The organism is Streptomyces sp. bgisy130 (assembly GCF_057708345.1).
The window spans coordinates 249488-268925 of record NZ_JBYISA010000010.1; the positions used below are offsets into that span (position 1 = coordinate 249488).

A 19438-nucleotide genomic window follows, 5' to 3' on the forward strand; every position below is an offset into this window, starting at 1 on the left:
CGGAATTGCCTCGATTTCATTGGCCTGGCGTGAAGGTGACCGGCAGCCGTGGAGGCTTGGCGCCGGTCGGCGGGACCTGGAGGGTTTTCAGCGCGAAGGCCATGACCTGCTGGTAGATCGGGCCGCAGACCTGGCCGCCGAAATAACTGCCCGTCGTGGGGTTCTGGACGGCGCAATAGACCGTGATGCGAGGTTTGTCGGCGGGGGCGAAGCCGGCGAAGGAGGCGGTGTAGCCGTGGTAGCGGCCGGTCCTGGGGTCCACCCTGTTGGACGTGCCGGTCTTGCCGCCGACGCGGTAGCCGTCGATCTTCGCCTTCGCTCCGGTGCCTTCCTCGTCGTCCACCACCGATTCGAGCATGGTGGCCAGCGTGGCCGCGGTCTTCCGGCTGATCACCCGGTTCTTCGCGGGCTTGGGCGCCGGGGCGTAGTGCCCGTCGGGCCCGGTGCTGCCGCGGACCAGTGAGGGCGCAATGCGCTCGCCGCCGTTGGCGATCGTGGAGTAGACGGAGGCGGCCTGTACGGCGTTGAGGGACAGCCCCTGGCCGAACGGGATGGTGAACTGCTGCGAGGTGTTCCAGTCCTGCGGCTTGGCCAGGAGGCCGTCGGTCTCCCCAGGGAAGCCGAGCCCGGTCGGCCGGCCGATCCCGAACTTGCGCAGATACGAGTAGAGGACCTGGTTGGCCTGGGCCTGGGTCTTGCCGAGCTGGCCGGTCGCGAGGATCGTGCCGATGTTGCTGGACTTGGCGAGCACACCGTTCAGCGTCAGATGCCAGGTGGCGTGGTCGACGTCGTCCGCGAACAGCCGGTCGCCCCGGTGCAGCCGGTTGGGCACGGTGACCCGGGTGGCCGGCGTGGCGACGCCCTCCTCCAGGACGGCGGCCATGGACATCACCTTGCTGGTGGAGCCGGGCTCGAACGCGTCGGACAGCGCGGCGTTGCCCAGCGCCTCCGGATCGGCCTGCGACACCTCATTGGGGTCGAATCCGGGCGAATTGGCGAGCGCCAGGATCTCCCCGGTGCGGGTGTCCTGGACGACGACATAGCCGCGGTCGGCGTTCGACTTGGCGACCTGCTGGGTGATCGCCTGCTGGGCCGCCCACTGGATGTCGCGGTCGAGGGTCAGCTCGACGTTGCTGCCGGGGACGGCGGGGTGTTCCTGGGTGTCGGCGGTGGGCACCCGGCGGCCGCCGGACTGGGCGTAGACGAGCTTGCCGTCCTTGCCCGCCAACTGCTTGTCCAGGCGCGCCTCCAGGCCGCCGCCGCCCTTGCCGGCGCCGTTGACGAAGCCGAGCACTCCGGCGGCGAGGTTCTTGTTCGGGTAGAGGCGCTTGCTGTGTTTGTCGGCGAAGATCCCGACCAGGACATTGGGGCGGGGCGCGCTCTTGGGGGCGGCGGCCGCCTCGGCGTCGAGGGTCTTGCGCAGGTCCTTGATCTTCTTCCAGACCTGCGGGGTCTGCTGCCGGGCGAGCAGGGCGTAGCGCGCGGCGGGCCGGTCGAGCTTCTCGGCCAGGACGGCCCGGTCCTCGCCGAGAATCGGGGCGAGCAGCGCGGCGGCCCGCTGGGGAGCGTCGTCGGTCCTGGTCTTCCCAGGGGCCAGCAGGCTCGGGTCGGCGGTGATGTCGTACGCGTCAACGGTGGTGGCCAGGTCCACGCCGTTGCGGTCGGTGATCGCACCGCGCTCGGCGGCCAGCTTGACCGGTACATAGCGGTTCTCGTTGGCCTTGGCGGCGAACGCCCCGGCGTCCACGGCCTGCACCTGGAAGAGCCGTACGACGAAGACCAGCATGATCAGCGTCAGTCCGAGGGAGACCAGCCGCAGCCGCGGACGCGGGCTGCCGAGGCGGAGCGGCGGGGGCCCGGAGCGGGGGCGGCCGGGGCGGGCGGCCTGCCGGGGCGGGCCGGGGCGGGAGCCGGGCCGGGGTGCGGGGCGCTTGGCGGCGGGCGGGCGGCCCGACCCGCTGCCGGCCCGGCCGCCGCGCTGGGCGGGGCGCGGCACCCGGCGGGGGTCCCTGGGCTCGGTCATGCCGCGTTCACCTGCCGGAGGTCGTCGGGGAGGGAGCGGCCGCGGCGGCGGGCGCGGGTGCGGTGGGGGCGCCGTTGCCGGACGAGGCAGGCGAGGTCAGGGAGGCCGGTGCGGCCGAGGGTGTGGGGGCGGCCGGTGCCGTCGCGGTGCCCGGGGCGCTGTCCGGGCCCAGCACCCCGGCCAGGGCCGGGACCGGCGGCACCGCCGGGCGGGGCAGGGCGGTGCGGGCGGCCGGGCCGAGGGGCGAGGGCTCGGCGGAGCTGCTCAGCGGCGCCCCCTCCGGCCCGGCCACGCTCGGCCGGCCGCGGACCGTGCCGTCCGGGAGCAGGAACACCGGGGTGCCGCCGGGCACCATCCCCAGCTTCCGGGCGCGCTGCTCCAGCGCGCTCGGGGCGGAGTAGGCGTCCACGTCCTGCTGGAGCGCCTGTTGCTCGTCCGTCAGCTCCTCGGTCTGTTTCTCCAGCTTGCTCAGCTCGAACGACCCTTGGTTGAGGGCGGAGTTGAGCAGCAGCAGGGTGATCAGGCCGGAGCCGAGGAGGACGACGATGAGCAGCACGAAGGGGGTGCGCGCCGCGGTGCCGCGGGCACCGGCGCCGGAGGGGAACAGCGCGGCGAGGCGTTTCTGTCTGCCGCGCGGCCCCTGCCCTTTCATGCGATGTCCTCGACGTTCTCGCGGATGCGCTCCGCGCCGCGCAGCCGGGCGGGGGCGGCACGGCGGTTCTCGGCGATCTCCTCCTCCGTGGGGAGTTCGGCGCCGCGGGTCAGCAGCTTGAGCCGGGGCTGGTAGCGCTCGGGGACCACCGGCAGGCCGGGCGGCGCCGTGTTGGCCGCGCCGGCCGCGAAGACCTGCTTGACCAGCCGGTCCTCCAGCGAGTGGTACGCGAGCACGGCGATCCGGCCGCCCACCGCGAGCGCCTTCACGGCCGCCGGGATGGCGCGCTCCACGCTCTTCAGCTCCCCGTTGACCTCGATGCGCAGCGCCTGGAAGGTGCGCTTGGCGGGGTTGCCGCCGGTGCGCTTGGCGGCCTGCGGCAGCGCGTCACGGATCAGCTCGACCAGCCGCGCGCTGGTGGTGAACGGCTCCTTGGCCCGCTCACGGACGACGGCCTCGACGATCCGCTTCGCCTGCTTCTCCTCCCCGTAGGAGCGCAGGATCCGGACCAGCTCACCGGGCGCGTAGGTGTTGAGGACATCCGCGGCGCTGATGCCGGTCGACTGGTCCATCCGCATGTCCAGCGGGGCGTCCTGCGCGTACGCGAAACCGCGGTCGGCCTCGTCGAGCTGCATGGAGGAGACCCCGAGGTCGAACAGCACGCCCTGGACCCGCGGGGTCCCGAGCCGGTCGAGGACCTCGGGGAGCTCGTCGTAGACGGCGTGTACCAGGGTGGCGCGGTCGCCGTAGGGGGCGAGCCGCTCGCCCGCCAGCTTCAGGGCGGACGGGTCACGGTCGAGGGCGATGAGCCGGGCCGCCGGGAAGGTGGACAGCAGTGCCTCGCTGTGCCCTCCGAGGCCGAGGGTGCAGTCGACGACGACCGCACCGGGCTCGGCGAGCGCGGGCGCGAGCAGGTCCAGACACCTCTGGAGCATGACGGGGACGTGGCGAGTGTTGCTGCTCATGCGACGGCCTCGCCGCGCTCGGCCCGCCTGCCTCGGCAGAGCGCGCACCTCTTCCTGACTCGCTCGCTACGCTCGCTCATGTGCCTTCCGATGGGCTGGGCGGCAGGTGGGGCCCCGGCCGCTGGCTGGGGGATGCCGCACGTACCGCTTGGTCCCCGCCCGCTCTGAAGGGGAAGTGGCCCTCCGGCGACGGGGAAGTGACGTCGGAAGACCATGGGAGCGGGAGGAGGCCGAGCCGTACGTACGGTGCGCGCACGCGAGGAATCCGGTATCCAAGGAGAGCGTCACGCCTCCCACTTCGCGCCACTTTAGTCCACCGGCTGCCCCGGTCAATCAACCGGTTCCGCGCGTCCTGCGACGGCTTTCCGGCCGCGGGTGCCGCGGGCTCGTCACCCGGACGGCGGCGGGACGGACGGACCTGTGGGTTACCTCACAAGGAGTGATGATGACCCCTATGCCCGACCTCTCATGCGGCTGAAACGACCGGCGCCGATTACGGTGAAACCATGTCCATACCTGCGTCGCAGCCGCTGCCCCCTTCCGCCGACGGTGCCGTTCGTACCGGCGAGACGGTCACCGACAGTCTCGTCGAGGCGAACAAGCGCTATGCCGCCGCCTTCACCGACCCCGGGATGGATGCCCGGCCCGTCCGCAACGTCGCCGTCGTGGCCTGTATGGACGCCCGGCTGGATCTGCATGCCGCCCTCGGTCTCGAACTCGGCGACTGCCACACGATCCGCAACGCCGGCGGGGTGGTCACCGACGACATCATCCGGTCCCTGACGATCAGCCAGCGCGCGCTGGGCACCCGGTCCGTCGTCCTCATCCACCACACCGGGTGCGGTCTGCTCAGCCTGACCGAGGACTTCCGCCACGACCTGGCCGCCGAGGTCGGGCAGCGCCCCACCTGGGCGGTCGAGGCGTTCAAGGACCTCGACGAGGACGTACGGCAGTCCATGCAGCGGGTGCGCACCTCCCCGTTCCTGCTGCACACCGACGACGTCCGCGGCTTCGTTTTCGACGTGACGACCGGCCTGCTGCGCGAGATCGACCCCCAGCACTGACCCCGGCCCGGCCTTCCCGGCGACCGAACCTGCCCAAAAAGCCCGGTTCGCCGGGAAAGCCGGGGGATAACCTTGTGAGTTATCCACAGGTCATGACGCGAAGCCGCGCGGGCAGCAAGAATGCGTAGGTGCCGTCGTCCTGGCCCCGGCCGGGTGCGATGCGCACGTTCGGGGTGGGCCGGGTCCGTATAGGGGGCATCGGCCCGTAGTACGGGCCGAGGAGGGCCGAGTGACGACGTATGACGAACGAGCGAGCCTCAGCGATCTGACCACCACCGCGGAGCGGGTTCACCGGTCGGTGGAGGAAGTGATCGAGGGCAAGCCGGAGGTCGTACGGCTCGCGCTGACCGTGCTGCTGGCCGAGGGACATCTGCTCATCGAGGATGTGCCCGGCGTCGGCAAGACCATGCTCGCCAAGGCACTGGCCCGCTCCATCGACTGCTCGGTGCGGCGCATCCAGTTCACGCCCGACCTGCTGCCCTCCGACATCACCGGCGTCAGCATCTTCGACCAGCAGCAGCGGGACTTCGAGTTCAAGCCCGGCGCGATCTTCTCCCAGATCGTGATCGGCGACGAGATCAACCGCGCCTCGCCCAAGACCCAGTCGGCGCTCCTGGAGTCCATGGAGGAGCGGCAGGTCACGATGGACGGGCAGACCTACCAGCTGCCCGACCCGTTCATGGTGGTCGCCACCCAGAACCCGGTGGAGATGGAGGGCACGTACCCGCTCCCTGAGGCACAGCGGGACCGCTTCATGGCACGGGTGTCGATCGGCTACCCGAGCCCGTCCGCCGAGTTGCAGATGCTGGATGTGCACGGCGGCGCCTCCCCCCTCGACGACCTCCAGCCGGTCGCGCACGCCCACGAGATCGTGAAGTTGATCGACGCGGTGCGCACGGTCCATGTCGCCGATACGGTCCGCAGATACACCGTCGATCTGGTGGGGGCCACCCGCAGCCACCCCGAGCTGCGGCTCGGCGCCTCGCCGCGGGCGACCCTGCATCTGATGCGCGCCGCCAAGGCCGCGGCCGCGCTCCAGGGGCGGGAGTACACCCTCCCCGACGATGTCCAGTCGCTGGCGGTGCCGGTGCTCGCACACCGGCTGCTGCCCACCGCCCAGGCCCAGTTGAACCGCCGTACGGCCGAGCAGATCGTGCTGGAGATCCTCCAGCGCGTCCCGGTCCCCGAACCGTCCGCCCAGCCGTGGCGGACACCTGGCCAGCGGCCGCCCGGCGTACGGGGGTTGTGATGTCCGAAGGGGGGAGCGAGGGCGCTCCGGAGCGGGACGGGCTGCGGACGGCCCTCGCGGGGCTGACGACCCGGGGCCGGTCGTTCCTGGCGGCTGGGCTGGCCGCCGCGGTGTGCTCCTACCTCCTCGGGCAGGCGGACCTGCTGCGGGTCGGGCTGCTGCTCGCCGCCCTCCCGCTGGTGTGTGTCCTGGTGCTGCACCGCACCCGCTACCGCGTCGCGGGCAGCCGGACGCTCGCCCCCGCCCGGGTCCCCGCCGGCACCGAATCCCGGGTGCGGCTGGGGATGGAGAACATCTCCCGGCTGCCGACCGGCGTGCTGATGCTCCAGGACCGGGTGCCGTATGTCCTCGGTCCCCGGCCGCGCTTCATCCTGGACCGGGTCGAGGCCGGCGGCCGCCGCGAGGTCTCCTACCGGGTCCGCTCCGACCTGCGCGGACGTTATCCGCTGGGGCCGCTTCAGCTGCGGCTCTCGGACCCGTTCGGGATGTGCGAGCTGACCCGCTCGTTCAGCGCCTCCGACACCCTGACGGTCGTGCCGCGGGTCGAACCGCTGCCGGCGGTGCGGCAGGTGGGCGAGGCCGCCGGGTACGGCGACGGACGGCAGCACTCACCGGCGCTGGCCGGGGAGGACGACGTCATCCCGCGCGGCTACCGGCACGGCGACGATCTGCGCCGCGTCCACTGGCGCTCCACCGCGCGCTACGGCGAGCTGATGGTCCGCAGGGAGGAGCAGCCGCAGAAGGCGCGCTGCACGGTCCTGCTCGACACCCGTGAGGACGCCCACCCGGGCGCGGGCCCCGACTCGGCCTTCGAGTGGGCGGTGGCGGGCGCCGCCTCCACCGCGGTGCATCTGCTGGAGCGCGGCTTCTCGGTGCGGCTGCTGACCGACACCGGCAGCTCGGTACCGGGCCCCGACGGCGCCGGCAGCTTCGCGGGCGGCACCGGCTCCGCCGACGCCGCGGGCCTGCTGCTGGACACCCTCGCCGTCGTGGAGCGCTCCGAGGAGCACGGCCTGTCGGCGGCGTACGACGTCCTGCGCGGCGGCAACGAAGGACTGCTGATCGCCTTCTTCGGCGATCTGGACGAGGAGCAGGCGGTGGTCGCCGGGCGGATGCGGCAGCGCAGCGGCGCGGCCGTCGCCTTCGTCCTGGACAGCGACGCCTGGACGCAGGGCCCCGGCGGCATCAGATTCTCCGACGGCCAGGTCCCGGTGGCCGAACGCCTTCAGCTGCTGCGGAAGGCCGGCTGGACAGCGCTGCCGGTGAGTCCCGGGGATTCCCTTCCCGCCCTGTGGCGCGCGGCCGCGGAGCATGCGGGCACACCGGAGACGGTGGCGGGAGGCCGGTCGTGAACGGGAGCGTGCGCCGTGGGCGGCTTATTACGGGCGAGCGGCTGCTGAGGGACGAGGTGCGGCCCGCGGACGGACGCCCGGACGCGCGGCGTCCCCGCGGCCGGAACAGCGGCCGGATCAGCGGTCGGCGCGGGCCTTGCCCCGGCGGCCCCGAGCGAAGCGAGGCACGGGCATGAGCGGCCGGGCGCGGCTGGCACTGTGTGCGGCGGTGGCGACGCTGTGTGCCGCCGGCGCACTGCTGCCGCTGGTGGAACCGATCAGCTGGCTGATCCAGGCGGCGGTCCTGCTGGCGCTCCTGACGGGAGTGGGCGCGGCCGCCCGCCGGGTCCCCCTGGCCGGGCCCCTGGTCATCGGCGTACAGCTGCTGGCCGGCGTGCTGCTGATGACCCTGCTCTTCACCCCGGGCGAGGCGATCCTCGGCGTGCTGCCGGGCCCGGACTCCCTCGCGGAATTCGGCCGGCTGGTGCAGACCGGCGTACGGGACGTCGGCCGGTACGCCATCCCCGCCCCCGTCACCCCCGGCATCCGGCTGCTGCTGATCGCCGGAGTGCTGGTGATCGGCCTGATAGTCGATGCGCTGGCGGTCACGTACCGCAGCGCCGCGCCCGCCGGTCTGCCGCTGCTCGCGCTCTACTCGGTGGCGGCGGGGCTGTCCCAGGGCGGCGCGGGCTGGCTGCGGTTCCTGATCGCGGCGGCCGGCTATCTGCTGCTCCTGCTGGCCGAGGGCCGGGACCGGCTCTCCCAGTGGGGCCGGGTCTTCGGCGGGGGCGCCGACGCGAGCCGGCCGGACCGCGGCCAGGGGTTCGCCGCCCTCGGCGGTCCGGCCCTGGCCCCGGTCCGTACGGGCCGCAGGATCGGCGCCCTGGTCCTCGGGATCGCCCTGGTGGTGCCCGCCCTGCTGCCGTCCCTCGGCGGCGGGCTGTTCGGCACCGGCGGCAGCGGTGCGGGCCCCGGCGGCGGAGGCGGCACGATCTCCGCGGTGAATCCCCTGGTGTCCCTTCAGGACAGCCTCAACCAGCCCGAGGACAAGGAAGTCCTCAACTACCGCACGACCGCCGCCGATACCCGCGGCCTGTATCTGCGGATCGTCGCCCTCGACCAGTTCGACGGCACGACCTGGAAGCCGTCCGAGCGCACGGTCACGGACGTCCCCGAGCGGCTGCCGCAACCGACCGGCCTCAGCACCGCGGTCGACCTCGACCGGGTCAACACCTCGATCTCGACCGCCGAGTGGTACGCCCAGAACTGGCTGCCGCTCCCCTACCCGGCCTCCAAGGTGGACATCTCCGGGCGCTGGCGCTTCGAGCCCCAGGGCCGCACCCTCGTCGGGGACCGCGGACAGAACACCCGCGGCTTGCAGTACCAGGTCGAGAGCTTCCAGGTGCGGCCCACGTCCCGGCAGCTGGCCGCCGCCCCGGCGCCCCCCGCCGACCTGCTGCGCGAGTACACCAAGGTCCCCCGCTCGCTGCCCCCGGTCGTCCGGAACACCGCACGTCAGGTCACCCGCGGCGCCCCGACCGCCTATGCCAGGGCCGTCAAGCTCCAGGACTGGTTCGCGCTCAACGGCGGCTTCAGCTATAACACGGAGGTCCGGGCCGGCAGCGGATCCGAGGCCATCGCACGGTTCCTGCGGCAGAAGGAGGGCTTCTGCGTCCACTTCTCGTTCTCGATGGCTGCGATGGCCCGGACGCTGGGGATACCGGCCCGGGTAGCGGTCGGTTTCACCCCCGGCACCAAGCAGCCCGACGGCACGACCTCGGTCGGTCTCAAGGACGCACACGCCTGGCCGGAGCTGTACTTCCAGGGCATCGGCTGGACCCGCTTCGAGCCGACCCCGAGCCGCGGCAGCATCCCGGACTACGCCTACCCCGACACTCCGGACACCCCCGACCCGGGCAGTCCGGACCCCGCGCCCTCCCGGTCCGCGGCCCCCTCGGAGGACCCGTCGGCGGACCCGTCCTGTGGCCCCGGTGAGCGGCAGTCCGGCTCCGGTTCGGACTGTGTCCCGCTGCCCGCGGAGGCCGGCACCCGCCCGCCGGACGGCGGCTCGTCCCCCTGGCCGGTCGTCGTCGCGGCACTGGCCGCGCTGCTCGTCCTGCTGCTGCCCGCGGGCCCGCTGCTGTGGCGCCTGCGCATACGCTCCGGACGCCTGGCCGGCCCGCACGACGACCCGGCGGCGGCCACCCTCGCCGCCTGGCGGGAGCTGCTGGACACCGCCTGGGACTTCGGCATCCTGCCGGACGAGTCACTGACCCCGCGCAAGGCCGCCGAGCGCATCATCCGCATCGGAGATCTGCAACCGGAGCCCGCCGCGGCAGCCCGCGGCGTCGCGGCAGCGGTCGAGCAGGTGCTGTACGCCCCGCAACCGCAGCCGGTGTCCGGACTCGCCCTGGACGTACAGCGGGTGCGGGCCGGGCTGTGGACGGGCGCGAGCCGTGGTCTGCGGCTGCGGGCCCGGCTCGCCCCGCGCTCCGCGGCCCGGCTCCGCTGGGCCTGGTCGGCCCGCTGGTCGGCGCTGCTGCTCCGGTGCCGCAGCAACCGCCCGGTGGCCGCGGCACGGCGCGTGCTGGCCGCCCTCCGGCCGGGCCCGCGGCGGGCATGACCACACGGCACAAAAATGTGCTGGGCCGCCCGACAAGATCGGGCGGCCCAGCACATTTTCTCTTCCGGCGCCACCGGAGAACGTGTTGCGTACCGAAGGGCGGAAAGGAACCGAGAACTATCGGGCCCGCGGGAGGCGAACTGCGGGCCGGAGGCGGCGAACTGCAACGGCGAAAACGCGGCGGGAAAGCGGGAAAGAGTGACGGAAAGCGCCTCGCGGCGCAACAGGAAGAATGCCGGAAAGAAACATCTCCCGGGGCGCGAGGGATCGCTCAGGGGGACGCTCCCGACGGATTCGGGGAAATCCCGCGAATCCGCCGCTCCCGTCGTGGCTCAGTGGCCCTGTTGTTCGTCCCTGCGGCGCTGCCAGCGGTCCTCGATACGGTTCATCATCGAGCGCCGCTGCCTGGCCTGACGGCGCGCCGGGGCACCCGCGGCACCGCCGGAAGCCGCACCGGACTGCTGCTCACCCTGCTTGGGAGCTTTGCGCCAGCCGGTGACCGCCAGCACGGCGCAGCCGAGCATGACGAGGAAGCCGACCACACTGATCCAGATCTGCTGCGCGACCATGCCGGCCATGAGCAGGGCGATACCCACCAGGAAGCCCGCGACCGCTTGGTAGACCCGTCGCCGGGTGTACGTACGCAGCCCGCTTCCCTCAAGCGCTGTCGCGAACTTGGGATCTTCGGCGTACAGCGCTCGCTCCATTTGCTCGAGCATGCGCTGCTCGTGCTCCGAGAGCGGCACGGAGTCCTCCTACTCGTCGGTCGCGGGGGGCGACCGGGTGCGACCCTTTCAGGATAGGCAGGGAATCGCCCCCGTGAAACCCGCCCCTCGACGCCAGTTCACTGTCCGGGCCGCCACGGCGACCGGTGGTGATGCTGCCTGCATTCCCCACCCGCCTGTCCGTCATGCCGGAACGTCGTACCCCGATCATACGGGGCGAAGGGGCTGATCGGGTGGTCTGTGGTCGACTGCACGCGGTAGTCGCGTGAGCCGCGTGGGTCAGTCGCGTTCCGCGAGGACGTGCAGCTGGGTGGCCACGGAGTGGAAGGCGGGCTGTTCGGCGGCGGCCGCCTCGAGCTTCAGCAGGGCTTCCATGGCGCCCGGCTCGGTGTCCACGAGCACCCCGGGGACCAGGTCGGCGAAGACCCGTACGCCGTGGACCGCGCCGACCTCCAGACCTGTGGCGGACACCAGCTCGGTGAGCTGGTCGGCGGTGAAGCGGCGCGGGACCGGGTCGCCCTCGCCCCAGCGGCCGGCCGGGTCGGTCAGCGCCTGGCGGGCCTCGGTGAAGTGGCCCGCGAGAGCGCGCGCGAGGACGGCACCGCCCAGACCGGCCGCGAGCAGGCTGAGGGTGCCGGCCGGGCGCAGCGCGTCGACGGCGTTGCGGATGCCCTCGGCCGGGTCGTCGACGTACTCCAGCACGCCGTGGCAGAGCACGGCGTCGTAGCCGCCGCGCTCGACGACGTCGAACAGGCCGTGGGCGTCGCCCTGGACCGCGCGTACCCGGTCGGCGACGCCCGCCTCCGCGGCGCGGCGCTCCAGGGCGAAGAGTGCGTTGGGGCTGGGGTCGACGACCGTGACGCGGTGGCCGAGGCGGGCGACCGGCACGGCGAAGTTGCCGGTACCGCCGCCGGTGTCGAGGACGTCCAGGGCGTCGCGGCCGGTGGCCTTGACCCGGCGCTCCAGGGCGTCCTTGAGGACCTCCCAGACCACGGCGGTACGAAGGGATGCGCGGGGGCGCAGCGGGTCAGACACGGCGGGTGGCTCCTCGGCGGGGGCATGAACGTCTAGGCGTCCACCACCCTATTCCGTCCCGCGCCGTCCACCGCCTGCGGAGCCACGGGGAGCCGCCGTGGCGCCCGGCGGGTGGTGGGGGTGGCGGGGCCCCCGGGGTGGTGGGGCGGAGGGAGACGAAGGTTCGGGGGCGGAGAGGCAGGTGCGGCGCAGGTGGTGGGCAAGGGGCGGCGGGAGCTGATTACCGCTGCTTTCTCTTCCCCTCCCCCGGGGCCCCCGCCCCGCCCCACCCCACTCCCCTCCTCCCAGCCCCCGCTCCCCTCCTCCGTCTCCCCCGGGCTCAGCCGTTCCTCACCCCGCCCGTTGGGGCGGGAGGGAAGGCTGGAGGAGCAGCATCCGCTCCACCAGGCGCAGGAACATGGCGGCGTCGCGCAGGAGATCGTCGGCGTCACGGCGGCTGGCCGCGCCGGCTATGCCGGCCTCGGCCTTCGCGCGGCGGGCGGCGCCGGCGGCGAACAGGGCGCTCCACTCGGCGAGTTCGGGCGCGACCTCGGGCAGCACTTCCCAGGCGCTGCGGATACGCTGCCGGCGGCGCACGGTGGTCTCCGGCCGGCCGCGGACGGCAAGGACGGCGGCGGCGGTGCGCAGCGCGGCCAGATGGGCCGTGGCGAACTGCTCGTTGGGCGTTTCCAGGGTCTGTGCTTCGTCGAGGCCCTGCTGGGCCTGGGTGAGCAGGGCGAGTGCGGCGGGTGGTGCGGTCGCCCGCCGCAGGACGGGGTGGACATCGCTCGGGGGACCGTACGCAGCGGAGCTGCCCCTGTCGGGACGAGCTGCCATGACGAACCTCCTGTCGTCGCAAGCCGGTTCGGGACCGAATGCCGATTCGGACCGGATGAGCCCATCGTGACGTACGCCACTGACAATCGGCACTGACCTGCACTTTCGTCGAAAAGGGGACGGGCTGATCCGCGAAGCCGCAGGAGCGGATTCCCGCCGCCCCCTTGCGGAACGGGGGGTGGGATGCGGCATACTTTTTGAACTGACCAGTCAGTTCAAAGGAGGGGATCGTGGACAGCACCCCGCACGGGGCGGCGGTCACGGCCGCGGGATTCGGGGTCAAGGGCCCCCGCGGATGGGCGTTCCGGAACATCGACTTCACCGCCGGGCCCGGCTCACTGATCGCCGTACAGGGCCCCTCGGGCTCCGGCCGTACATGTCTGCTGCTCGCGCTCACCGGCCGGATGAAGTCCGCCGCGGGCACCGCCGAGGTCGGCGGACTGCCGCTGCCGAAGAAGAAGGCCGCGGTCCGGTCCGTGACCGCGCTCGCCCATGTGCCGGGGGTCGCCGAGCTCGATCCGGCGCTCACCGTGGGCGAGCATCTGCGGGAACGCGCCCTGTTGCAGGGCCGGTTCGGCGGTTCGCTGCGGGCGCTGCTGCGGCCCCGGCGCGAGCGCAGGGCCGCGGCCCGCGCCCTGGTGGACTCCGCGCTGACCGCGGCCGGCCTCGACCTGGAGTCGCTGCCCAAGGGGATCCGTACGTCCGTGCGCGACCTGGAACGGCTGGAGGCGCTGCGGCTGTCCGTGGCGCTCGCGCTGATCGGCGCCCCCCGGCTGCTGGCCGTCGACGACACCGATCTGAAGCTGTCCGACGACGAGCGCGGCGCTGCCTGGAAGATGCTGCACGGCCTCGCGGCGGCCGGCACCACGGTGCTCGCGGTGTGCAGCGAACCGCCGGAGGGCGACGAGGACGTGGTGCTGGTGCGTACGGGCCGCCGCCCGGAGCCCACCGCCCCCGAGGACGCCTCCGGCACCTCCACCGCCCCCACGGACAGCGAAGAAGGCGAGGGCGGCAAGGACCCCGAGGGCCGCGAGGGCCGCAAGGACGGCGAGGCCCCCGAGGGCCACGAGGAGCGCGAGGCCGGAAAGACCGGGAAGACCGGGAAGGGCCGCCAGGGCGAGCCCTCCGGGACGGTCGGCACCGAGAGCGCGGACAGCGCGCAGGCCGAGAGCCCCGCCGGCGACGGGCACGACGACGAGGAGGGGGCGGCCGATGCGCTCGCCGAAACTGGCCGCGCTTGAGCTGAAGCGGTTCGGGAGGGGGAAGCTGCCGCGAGCCGCGCTGGCCGCCCTTCTGCTGCTGCCACTCCTGTACGGCGCGCTCTACCTGTGGTCCTTCTGGGACCCGTACGGGCGGCTGGGCAAGATCCCGGTCGCGCTGGTCAACGAGGACACCGGCGCGGCCGTCGACGGGAAGCGGATCTCGGCGGGCGACAGCATCGTCTCCGGGCTGCGGGACAGCCATACCTTCGACTGGCGGCCGGTGGACGCCAAGGAGGCCGCCAGGGGCGTCGAGGACGGCTCGTACTACCTCTCGCTGTCCGTCCCGAAGGACTTCAGCCGGCGGATCGCCTCCAGCTCCGGGGACCATCCGGAGACCGGCGCACTGAAGGTGCGGACGAACGACGCGAACAACTACATCGTCGGGCAGATCTCCCGGACGGTGTTCTCCGAGGTGCGCTCCGCGGCCTCGACGAAGTCGTCGCGGACCTTCCTCGACAAGATCTTTGTCTCGTTCTCGACGCTGCACGGCAAGACCGAACAGGCCGCGCACGGCGCCGACCGGCTCCAGGACGGCATCGGGCAAGCCGAGCACGGCACCGGCAAGCTGGCCGACGGTCTGGGCACCGCGAAGGACGGCAGCGGCAAGCTCGTCACCGGTCTGGGCGACCTCGACGCGGGCGCGGGGCGGCTCTCCCGGGGCAGCTCCGATCTCGCCCGGGGAGCCGGGACCGCCGCCGACGGCTCGCGCCAACTGGCCGACGGCTCGGGGCAGGTGGCGCGGGGCACCCAGCAGCTGGCCGACAAGGTCAACGGAGTCGTCGGCAAGGTAGGGCCCTTCATCCGGGCGCACGGCAAGGAGATCGGCGAGGCGGCGCAGCTCGTCGCCGACGGTTCGCAGGCGATCAATGACCACTTGGACAAGCTTCCCGCCGCGGCCTCCGCGGGCGCGAAGCTCTCGCGGGGGATCTCCGACCACATGGCCTCCTACTACCGGCTGCGCTGTGAGAGCGGGGTACCGCTCGACACCTCTTGTGCGGAGCTGAAGCAGCTCAAGGAGGAGGCGGCCACCGCGGCGGACAAGGCCGAGGAGGTCAGCGGCTATGTGCACGACCAGAAGAACCTCGACCAACTGGGCCGGGACCTGGACACCCTGCACTCCCTGGCGAGCGAGCTGGCGCAGCGCGGGCCCACCCTGGGCGCCGACATGGACGCCGCGGTCAGGAAGATCAACGATCTGAACGACGGGGCGCACAAGGTGTCGTCGGGGGCGCGCAAACTGTCCGCCGGCAACGCCCGGCTGGCGGCCGGCGCGGACGAGCTCAACGACGGAGCGCACCGGCTGCACGACGGTACGGGACGCGCGGCGGCCGGAATCGGCGACCTCGACTCCGGTGTGGGCCGGCTCAAGGACGGTGCGCAGACGCTGAACGGCGGCATGTTCAAGCTCTCCGACGGTTCGCAGAAGCTGGCCGGCGGGCTGCACGACGGGGCGAAGCAGATCCCCGACTACGGCAAGAAGGACCGCGACGCGCACACCCTGGTCATGTCCGACCCGGTGCAGCTGTCTTCGGACGCGGCCCACAAGGCGCCCAACTACGGCACCGGATTCGCCCCGTACTTCATCCCGCTGTCCCTGTGGGTCGGCGCCATGGTGGCGTACATGCTGATCCAGCCGCTCAACCGGCGGGCGCTGGCCATGGGCGCGGCCTCCTGGCGGGTGGCGCTGTCGGGCTGGCTGCCGGTGTTCGGCGTGGGGGTGCTTCAGACCGCGGCGCTGATGTCCGTACTGCACTTCGCGATCGGTCTGGAGATGGCGCGGGCGGCCGGCACGATCGGGTTCCTCGTCCTGGTCACGGCGTGTTTTTCGGCACTGGTGCAGTGGCTGAACGCGCAGTTCGGACCGGCCGGGCGGATCCTGGTGCTGGCGCTGCTGATGCTCCAGCTGACGTCGGCGGGCGGTACCTATCCGGTGCAGACCAGTCCGGGCTTCTTCGCCGCCATCCACCCGTATCTGCCGATGAGTTACATCGTGGAGGGGCTGCGCCGGCTCATCACGGGTGGCGACCTCGCGCCCGTGTGGCAGGGCGGTCTGGTGCTGCTGGCGTTCACCGCGGGGGCCCTCGCGCTGACGTCCCTGACGGCGCGCGGCCGCCAGGTGGTGCGGATGAAGGACCTGCATCCGGAACTCAGCCTGTGAGCGCCCGCCCGTCGCCCACCACCGCCCTGCCGGAAGCGCTCCGCGTCGCGCATCAATCGTCCGGGGGCGGCACAATCGCCCCCATGGACAGCTCCAATACACGCCGCGACGCCACCCGGCGCAAGCTCTTCGAGGCCGCGGTCACGCTCATCGCCGAACAGGGCTTCTCCTCCACCACGGTGGACGAGATCGCCGAGCGGGCGGGCGTCGCGAAGGGCACCGTCTACTACAACTTCGCGAGCAAGAACGTGCTCTTCGAAGAGCTGCTGCGGCACGGCATCGAGATGCTGGCGACGTCCCTCCAGTCGGCCGCCGAGGAGGTGGCCGACGGGGGCGGCACCCGGATCGACGCGCTGGACGCGATGATCCGGGCCGGGCTGGACTTCATCTCCCGTTACCCGGCGCTCACCCAGCTCTACGTCGCCGAGCTGTGGCGCACCAACCGGGCCTGGCAGTCGACGCTGATGGTGGTGCGGGAGCGGGCCATCACGGTGGTGGAGGACGTGCTGCGGGAGGCGGTCGCCCGGGAGGAGCTGAGCGAGGAGATCGATATCCCGCTGACCGCCTCGGCGTTGTTCGGGATGGTGCTGGTGGCCGCCCTGGACTGGCAGTCGTACCAGCCGGACCGGTCGATCGACGACGTGCACGCGGCGCTGTCACGGCTGCTCCAGGGGCGGGTCAGCGGCCGGCCGTCGCAGTAACGGACGGGCGTCCCCCGGAAACGGAAAGAGAGTGCGCGCCGTAGTGGTCAGGTACGGCGCGCACCCCTTTTTCCCTTCCCCCAGGGCCGCACAAAAGGGTGCGCTGCCCTGGCACGGATCGTTCCCCCTTCGATCCGACCAGGACAGCGCTTCCCCCGTTCTCCCCCGTACTCCCCCGTGCTTCCCCCGTGTTCCCCCGTCACGTCCGGGAGCCGCGCCGCTCCGCCGCCCCGTGTCGGCGGTGCGGCGCCGCTTCCCTTCCGTGATCCCTACTCTTCCGTCCGGGCGGGCTCCGGCCCATCCGCGTACCTACTCATCTCGGCGTCTGAGTACGGATACTCAAAACTGAGCACCGGCCCCCAGTCGGGGCCTACGATCTGCCGAGTGTCCGTACTTCCCTTGGTGTTCACCAGTGGCTGGGCGAGCGGGATCAACGCCTACGCCGTCGTCCTGCTCCTCGGCCTGCTCGGCGCGACCGGCGTCACCGATGAGGTGCCCGCGGCGCTGGAGCGCCCGGATGTGCTGGTCGTGGCCGGGCTGCTGTTCGTGGCCGAGGCCGTCGCCGACAAGGTCCCGTACGTGGACTCGGTCTGGGACGCCGTGCACACGGTGATCCGGCCGGTCGCCGGCGGGGTGGTGGCGGCGCTGCTGGCCGGCCACAACGGTTCGCTGCCCGAGCTGGCGGCGGGCGCGGTGGGCGGCTCCACGGCGCTGCTGAGCCATCTGGTCAAGGCGGGCACCCGGATCGCGGTCAACACCTCCCCGGAGCCGGCCAGCAACATCGTGCTGAGCCTGGCGGAGGATCTGGGGGTCGCGGCTCTCATCGCCTTCGCCGTGTTCCACCCGGTGGCCGCGGCGGTCATCGCGGGGACCCTGCTGGCCGCGGGCATCGCGCTGGTGGTCTTCCTGTGGTCGCGGATCCGCCGGTTCCTCCAGCGACGGCGGGAGCGGCGCGCGCAGAAGCGGGCGGCCGTGGCGGCCGGCGCGGCGCCTCCGGTGACCTGAGCGGGCCGCCGGCGGTGGCAGCCGGCCGCTGCCCGGACGGTTTTCCACAGCCGTGCGAGCGCTGTCAGCGGGTCCGGATAAAGTCGCAGGCATGGCACGGATTGCAGTGATCGGCGCCGGGATGGGCGCGATGGCAGCCGCTGCCCGGCTGGCCGTCGCGGGCCACCGGGTGGCGGTGTTCGAACGCGGCGCGACGCACGGCGGCGCGCTGCGGCAGCTGGCACGGGACGGCTTCGCCTTCGACACGGGACCCGGACTGCTGCATCTGCCGGCCGTCTACCGCGATCTGTTCCTCAAGACCGGCCGGGAGCCGCTGGAGAGCTGCGTCGAGCTGACCCAGGTCGACCCCGCCGCCCGCCATGTCTTCGCCGACGGCACGGCCGTCTCGCTGCCGAACGCCTCACGGGCCGGCGTGCTGGCGGCCCTCGACGAGGCGCTGGGCGCGGGCGCCGGGGAGCGCTGGAGCGACCTGGTGGGCCGCGCCCGCGACGCCTGGGACGCCACCCGCCGGCCGCTCCTGGAGGAGCCGCTGTGGCAGGACTGGCGGGTGCTGGGGCGCGATCCGTATCCCGCGGTACGCAGACGCGGGCTGTTCGGCCGGGGCAAGGGCCCCACGACCGCCACCCTCGCCGAGGTGGCCCGCCGCGAGCTGTCCGACCCCCGGCTGATCGCGCTGCTGGAGAGCCATGCGCTGGCGTACGGCTTCGACCCGCGCAGCGCCCCGGCCAGCGCCGTCGTGCTGCCGTACATGGCGCAGACCTTCGGGAGCTGGTATCCGCGCGGCGGGATGCGGGCACTGGCCGACGCGCTGTACGAGCGCTGTGTGGCGCGCAAGGTGGAGTTCAGCTTCGGCACGGCGGTAACCGGAATCGTGGAGAAGGACGGCCGGGCGGCGGGCGTGGAGCTGGCCGACGGCCGGGTGTCCGAGGCGGAGTTCGTGGTCGCGGGCGTCGATCCGGTGCGGCTCGTGGAACTCTGCCAGGGGCGGGAGCCGTGGGGTGCGGACGACGTCCGCCCCGACCTGGGGCCGGGCGACCGCGCCACGGGGCGGCTCACGGTCTGTCTCGCGCTGCGCGGGGCGCGCCCCGGGGACGCCGCTCACCGGACGGTGGTCCATGCCGCGGACCGCACGGCCGAGCTGGCGGGTGTGTTCGGCGACGGCTCCGGGCTGCGGACCCCCTGCGACCGGCCCACGGTAACGGTGCTGCGCCCGGACGACCCGGCCACCCGCCCGGACGACGCCCATGAGGCCGTGACCCTGACCGCGACGGTCGCTCCGCACGGCCCGGTCGACTGGACCGACGCGGAGGCCGTGGCGGCCGACGCCGAGCGGATGACCGAGCACGCCGAGGCCGCGATTCCCGGGCTGCGGGACCGGGTGCTGTGGCGCGAGGTGCTGCCCCCGACGGACGACACGCTGGTGCCCGGCCCCTCACTGGCCGGCCAAGAGGGCCAGTTCCTGCGCCCCGCCAACCGCACCCGGATACCCGGGCTCTACGCGGTCGGCGGCTGGTCACACCCCGGCGGCGGCCCCGCCCATGCCGGCATGTCCGGCGCGATCGTCGCGGGCCTGATCGTGAACGGCGACGACTGGCAGGGCTCCTCGTAAGAACCGCTGCGCCTAGCTAAGCGGCCCCACGTTTTTGCCTTTCCCACCGTTTTAGTTGCTCGCCGTTTGTTGCCCGCTACGCGGCCCCCGCCATTGCGCCAAGCGCTGCGCTTTGCCTTCGGCCCACGTTTTCGGCCGTCCGCCGTGGTGGTTGCTCGCCGTTGCGCCTGCGGCGGGCGGGGCCGCTGCGCGGGGCTGTCGGGGTGCGGTGACGGGCCTG

Annotated in this window: 15 protein-coding genes; 9 read left to right on the forward strand and 6 right to left on the reverse strand. The window is 73.0% G+C overall.

The genetic code is table 11. The features are described from left to right. Positions 1–16 precede the first annotated feature (16 nt). Genes AC3EUV_RS16745 through rsmH form a run of 3 tightly spaced genes read right to left on the reverse strand, consistent with a single transcriptional unit; the run spans position 17 to position 3640 of the window. On the reverse strand, positions 17–2023 hold the full coding sequence (locus AC3EUV_RS16745; protein WP_432143129.1) for a peptidoglycan D,D-transpeptidase FtsI family protein: 2007 nt from the start codon (positions 2021–2023) through the stop codon (positions 17–19). 7 nt (positions 2024–2030) lie between these two features. Beyond that, positions 2031–2675 carry a cell division protein FtsL gene (ftsL, locus tag AC3EUV_RS16750; RefSeq protein WP_432143128.1) on the reverse strand — a complete coding sequence of 215 codons (645 nt, stop codon included), beginning with the start codon at positions 2673–2675 and terminating at the stop codon, positions 2031–2033. Continuing rightward, positions 2672–3640 carry a 16S rRNA (cytosine(1402)-N(4))-methyltransferase RsmH gene (gene rsmH / locus AC3EUV_RS16755; RefSeq protein ID WP_432143127.1) on the reverse strand — a complete coding sequence of 323 codons (969 nt, stop codon included), beginning with the start codon at positions 3638–3640 and terminating at the stop codon, positions 2672–2674. Before rsmH ends, ftsL begins: the two co-directional genes overlap by 4 nt. 506 nt (positions 3641–4146) lie before the next feature. On the opposite strand from rsmH, the gene AC3EUV_RS16760 reads away from it, so the two are divergent. From AC3EUV_RS16760 to AC3EUV_RS16775, 4 genes are all read left to right on the forward strand, one after another. Continuing rightward, complete coding sequence (locus tag AC3EUV_RS16760; protein WP_351272804.1) at positions 4147–4704, forward strand: beta-class carbonic anhydrase; 558 nt, start codon at positions 4147–4149, stop codon at positions 4702–4704. 229 nt (positions 4705–4933) lie between these two features. After that, complete coding sequence (locus tag AC3EUV_RS16765) at positions 4934–5953, forward strand: AAA family ATPase (protein WP_432143126.1); 1020 nt, start codon at positions 4934–4936, stop codon at positions 5951–5953. Then, entirely contained in the window at positions 5953–7305 is a 1353-nt protein-coding gene (locus AC3EUV_RS16770; RefSeq protein ID WP_435603228.1) for a DUF58 domain-containing protein, read from the forward strand. The genes AC3EUV_RS16765 and AC3EUV_RS16770 overlap by 1 nt, the downstream gene beginning before the upstream one ends. A gap of 172 nt (positions 7306–7477) precedes the next feature. Further along, the gene (locus AC3EUV_RS16775; RefSeq protein ID WP_435603229.1) at positions 7478–9907 is read left to right on the forward strand and encodes a transglutaminase TgpA family protein; all 2430 of its coding nucleotides are present in this window, start codon (positions 7478–7480) and stop codon (positions 9905–9907) included. Between the two features lie 332 nt (positions 9908–10239). On the opposite strand, the gene AC3EUV_RS16780 is transcribed toward AC3EUV_RS16775, so the two are convergent. From AC3EUV_RS16780 to AC3EUV_RS16790, 3 genes are all read right to left on the reverse strand, one after another. Then, positions 10240–10653 carry a DUF3040 domain-containing protein gene (locus AC3EUV_RS16780; protein WP_432143123.1) on the reverse strand — a complete coding sequence of 138 codons (414 nt, stop codon included), beginning with the start codon at positions 10651–10653 and terminating at the stop codon, positions 10240–10242. Positions 10654–10911: 258 nt separating this feature from the next. Beyond that, entirely contained in the window at positions 10912–11667 is a 756-nt protein-coding gene (locus tag AC3EUV_RS16785) for a methyltransferase (protein WP_432143122.1), read from the reverse strand. 330 nt (positions 11668–11997) lie between these two features. Then, positions 11998–12483 carry an SAV_6107 family HEPN domain-containing protein gene (locus AC3EUV_RS16790; protein ID WP_398834467.1) on the reverse strand — a complete coding sequence of 162 codons (486 nt, stop codon included), beginning with the start codon at positions 12481–12483 and terminating at the stop codon, positions 11998–12000. Positions 12484–12713: 230 nt separating this feature from the next. Between AC3EUV_RS16790 and AC3EUV_RS16795 the strand changes: the two genes are divergently transcribed. From AC3EUV_RS16795 to AC3EUV_RS16815, 5 genes are all read left to right on the forward strand, one after another. Next, on the forward strand, positions 12714–13724 hold the full coding sequence (locus tag AC3EUV_RS16795) for an ATP-binding cassette domain-containing protein (RefSeq protein WP_435603230.1): 1011 nt from the start codon (positions 12714–12716) through the stop codon (positions 13722–13724). After that, on the forward strand, positions 13696–15903 hold the full coding sequence (locus AC3EUV_RS16800) for a YhgE/Pip family protein (RefSeq protein WP_435603231.1): 2208 nt from the start codon (positions 13696–13698) through the stop codon (positions 15901–15903). The genes AC3EUV_RS16795 and AC3EUV_RS16800 overlap by 29 nt, the downstream gene beginning before the upstream one ends. An 83-nt stretch (positions 15904–15986) precedes the next feature. Beyond that, positions 15987–16604 (forward strand): TetR/AcrR family transcriptional regulator, encoded by a 618-nt coding sequence (locus AC3EUV_RS16805; RefSeq protein ID WP_432143119.1) that lies wholly within the window; start codon positions 15987–15989, stop codon positions 16602–16604. A gap of 384 nt (positions 16605–16988) precedes the next feature. Next, entirely contained in the window at positions 16989–17609 is a 621-nt protein-coding gene (locus tag AC3EUV_RS16810; protein WP_432143118.1) for a DUF4126 domain-containing protein, read from the forward strand. Between the two features lie 91 nt (positions 17610–17700). Then, a complete protein-coding gene (locus AC3EUV_RS16815) occupies positions 17701–19218 on the forward strand; it encodes a phytoene desaturase family protein (protein WP_432143117.1) in 1518 nt (505 codons plus the stop codon). Positions 19219–19438: the final 220 nt, after the last annotated feature.

Bases quoted from the DNA above. Each gene is read 5' to 3' on its own strand.
- AC3EUV_RS16745 (WP_432143129.1), bottom strand. From the start codon at position 2,023: ATGACCGAGCCCAGGGACCCCCGCCGGGTGCCGCGCCCCGCCCAGCGC.
- ftsL (WP_432143128.1), bottom strand. From the start codon at position 2,675: ATGAAAGGGCAGGGGCCGCGCGGCAGACAGAAACGCCTCGCCGCGCTG.
- rsmH (WP_432143127.1), bottom strand. From the start codon at position 3,640: ATGAGCAGCAACACTCGCCACGTCCCCGTCATGCTCCAGAGGTGTCTG.
- AC3EUV_RS16760 (WP_351272804.1), top strand. From the start codon at position 4,147: ATGTCCATACCTGCGTCGCAGCCGCTGCCCCCTTCCGCCGACGGTGCC.
- AC3EUV_RS16770 (WP_435603228.1), top strand. From the start codon at position 5,953: ATGTCCGAAGGGGGGAGCGAGGGCGCTCCGGAGCGGGACGGGCTGCGG.
- AC3EUV_RS16775 (WP_435603229.1), top strand. From the start codon at position 7,478: ATGAGCGGCCGGGCGCGGCTGGCACTGTGTGCGGCGGTGGCGACGCTG.
- AC3EUV_RS16790 (WP_398834467.1), bottom strand. From the start codon at position 12,483: ATGGCAGCTCGTCCCGACAGGGGCAGCTCCGCTGCGTACGGTCCCCCG.
- AC3EUV_RS16800 (WP_435603231.1), top strand. From the start codon at position 13,696: ATGCGCTCGCCGAAACTGGCCGCGCTTGAGCTGAAGCGGTTCGGGAGG.
- AC3EUV_RS16805 (WP_432143119.1), top strand. From the start codon at position 15,987: ATGGACAGCTCCAATACACGCCGCGACGCCACCCGGCGCAAGCTCTTC.
- AC3EUV_RS16815 (WP_432143117.1), top strand. From the start codon at position 17,701: ATGGCACGGATTGCAGTGATCGGCGCCGGGATGGGCGCGATGGCAGCC.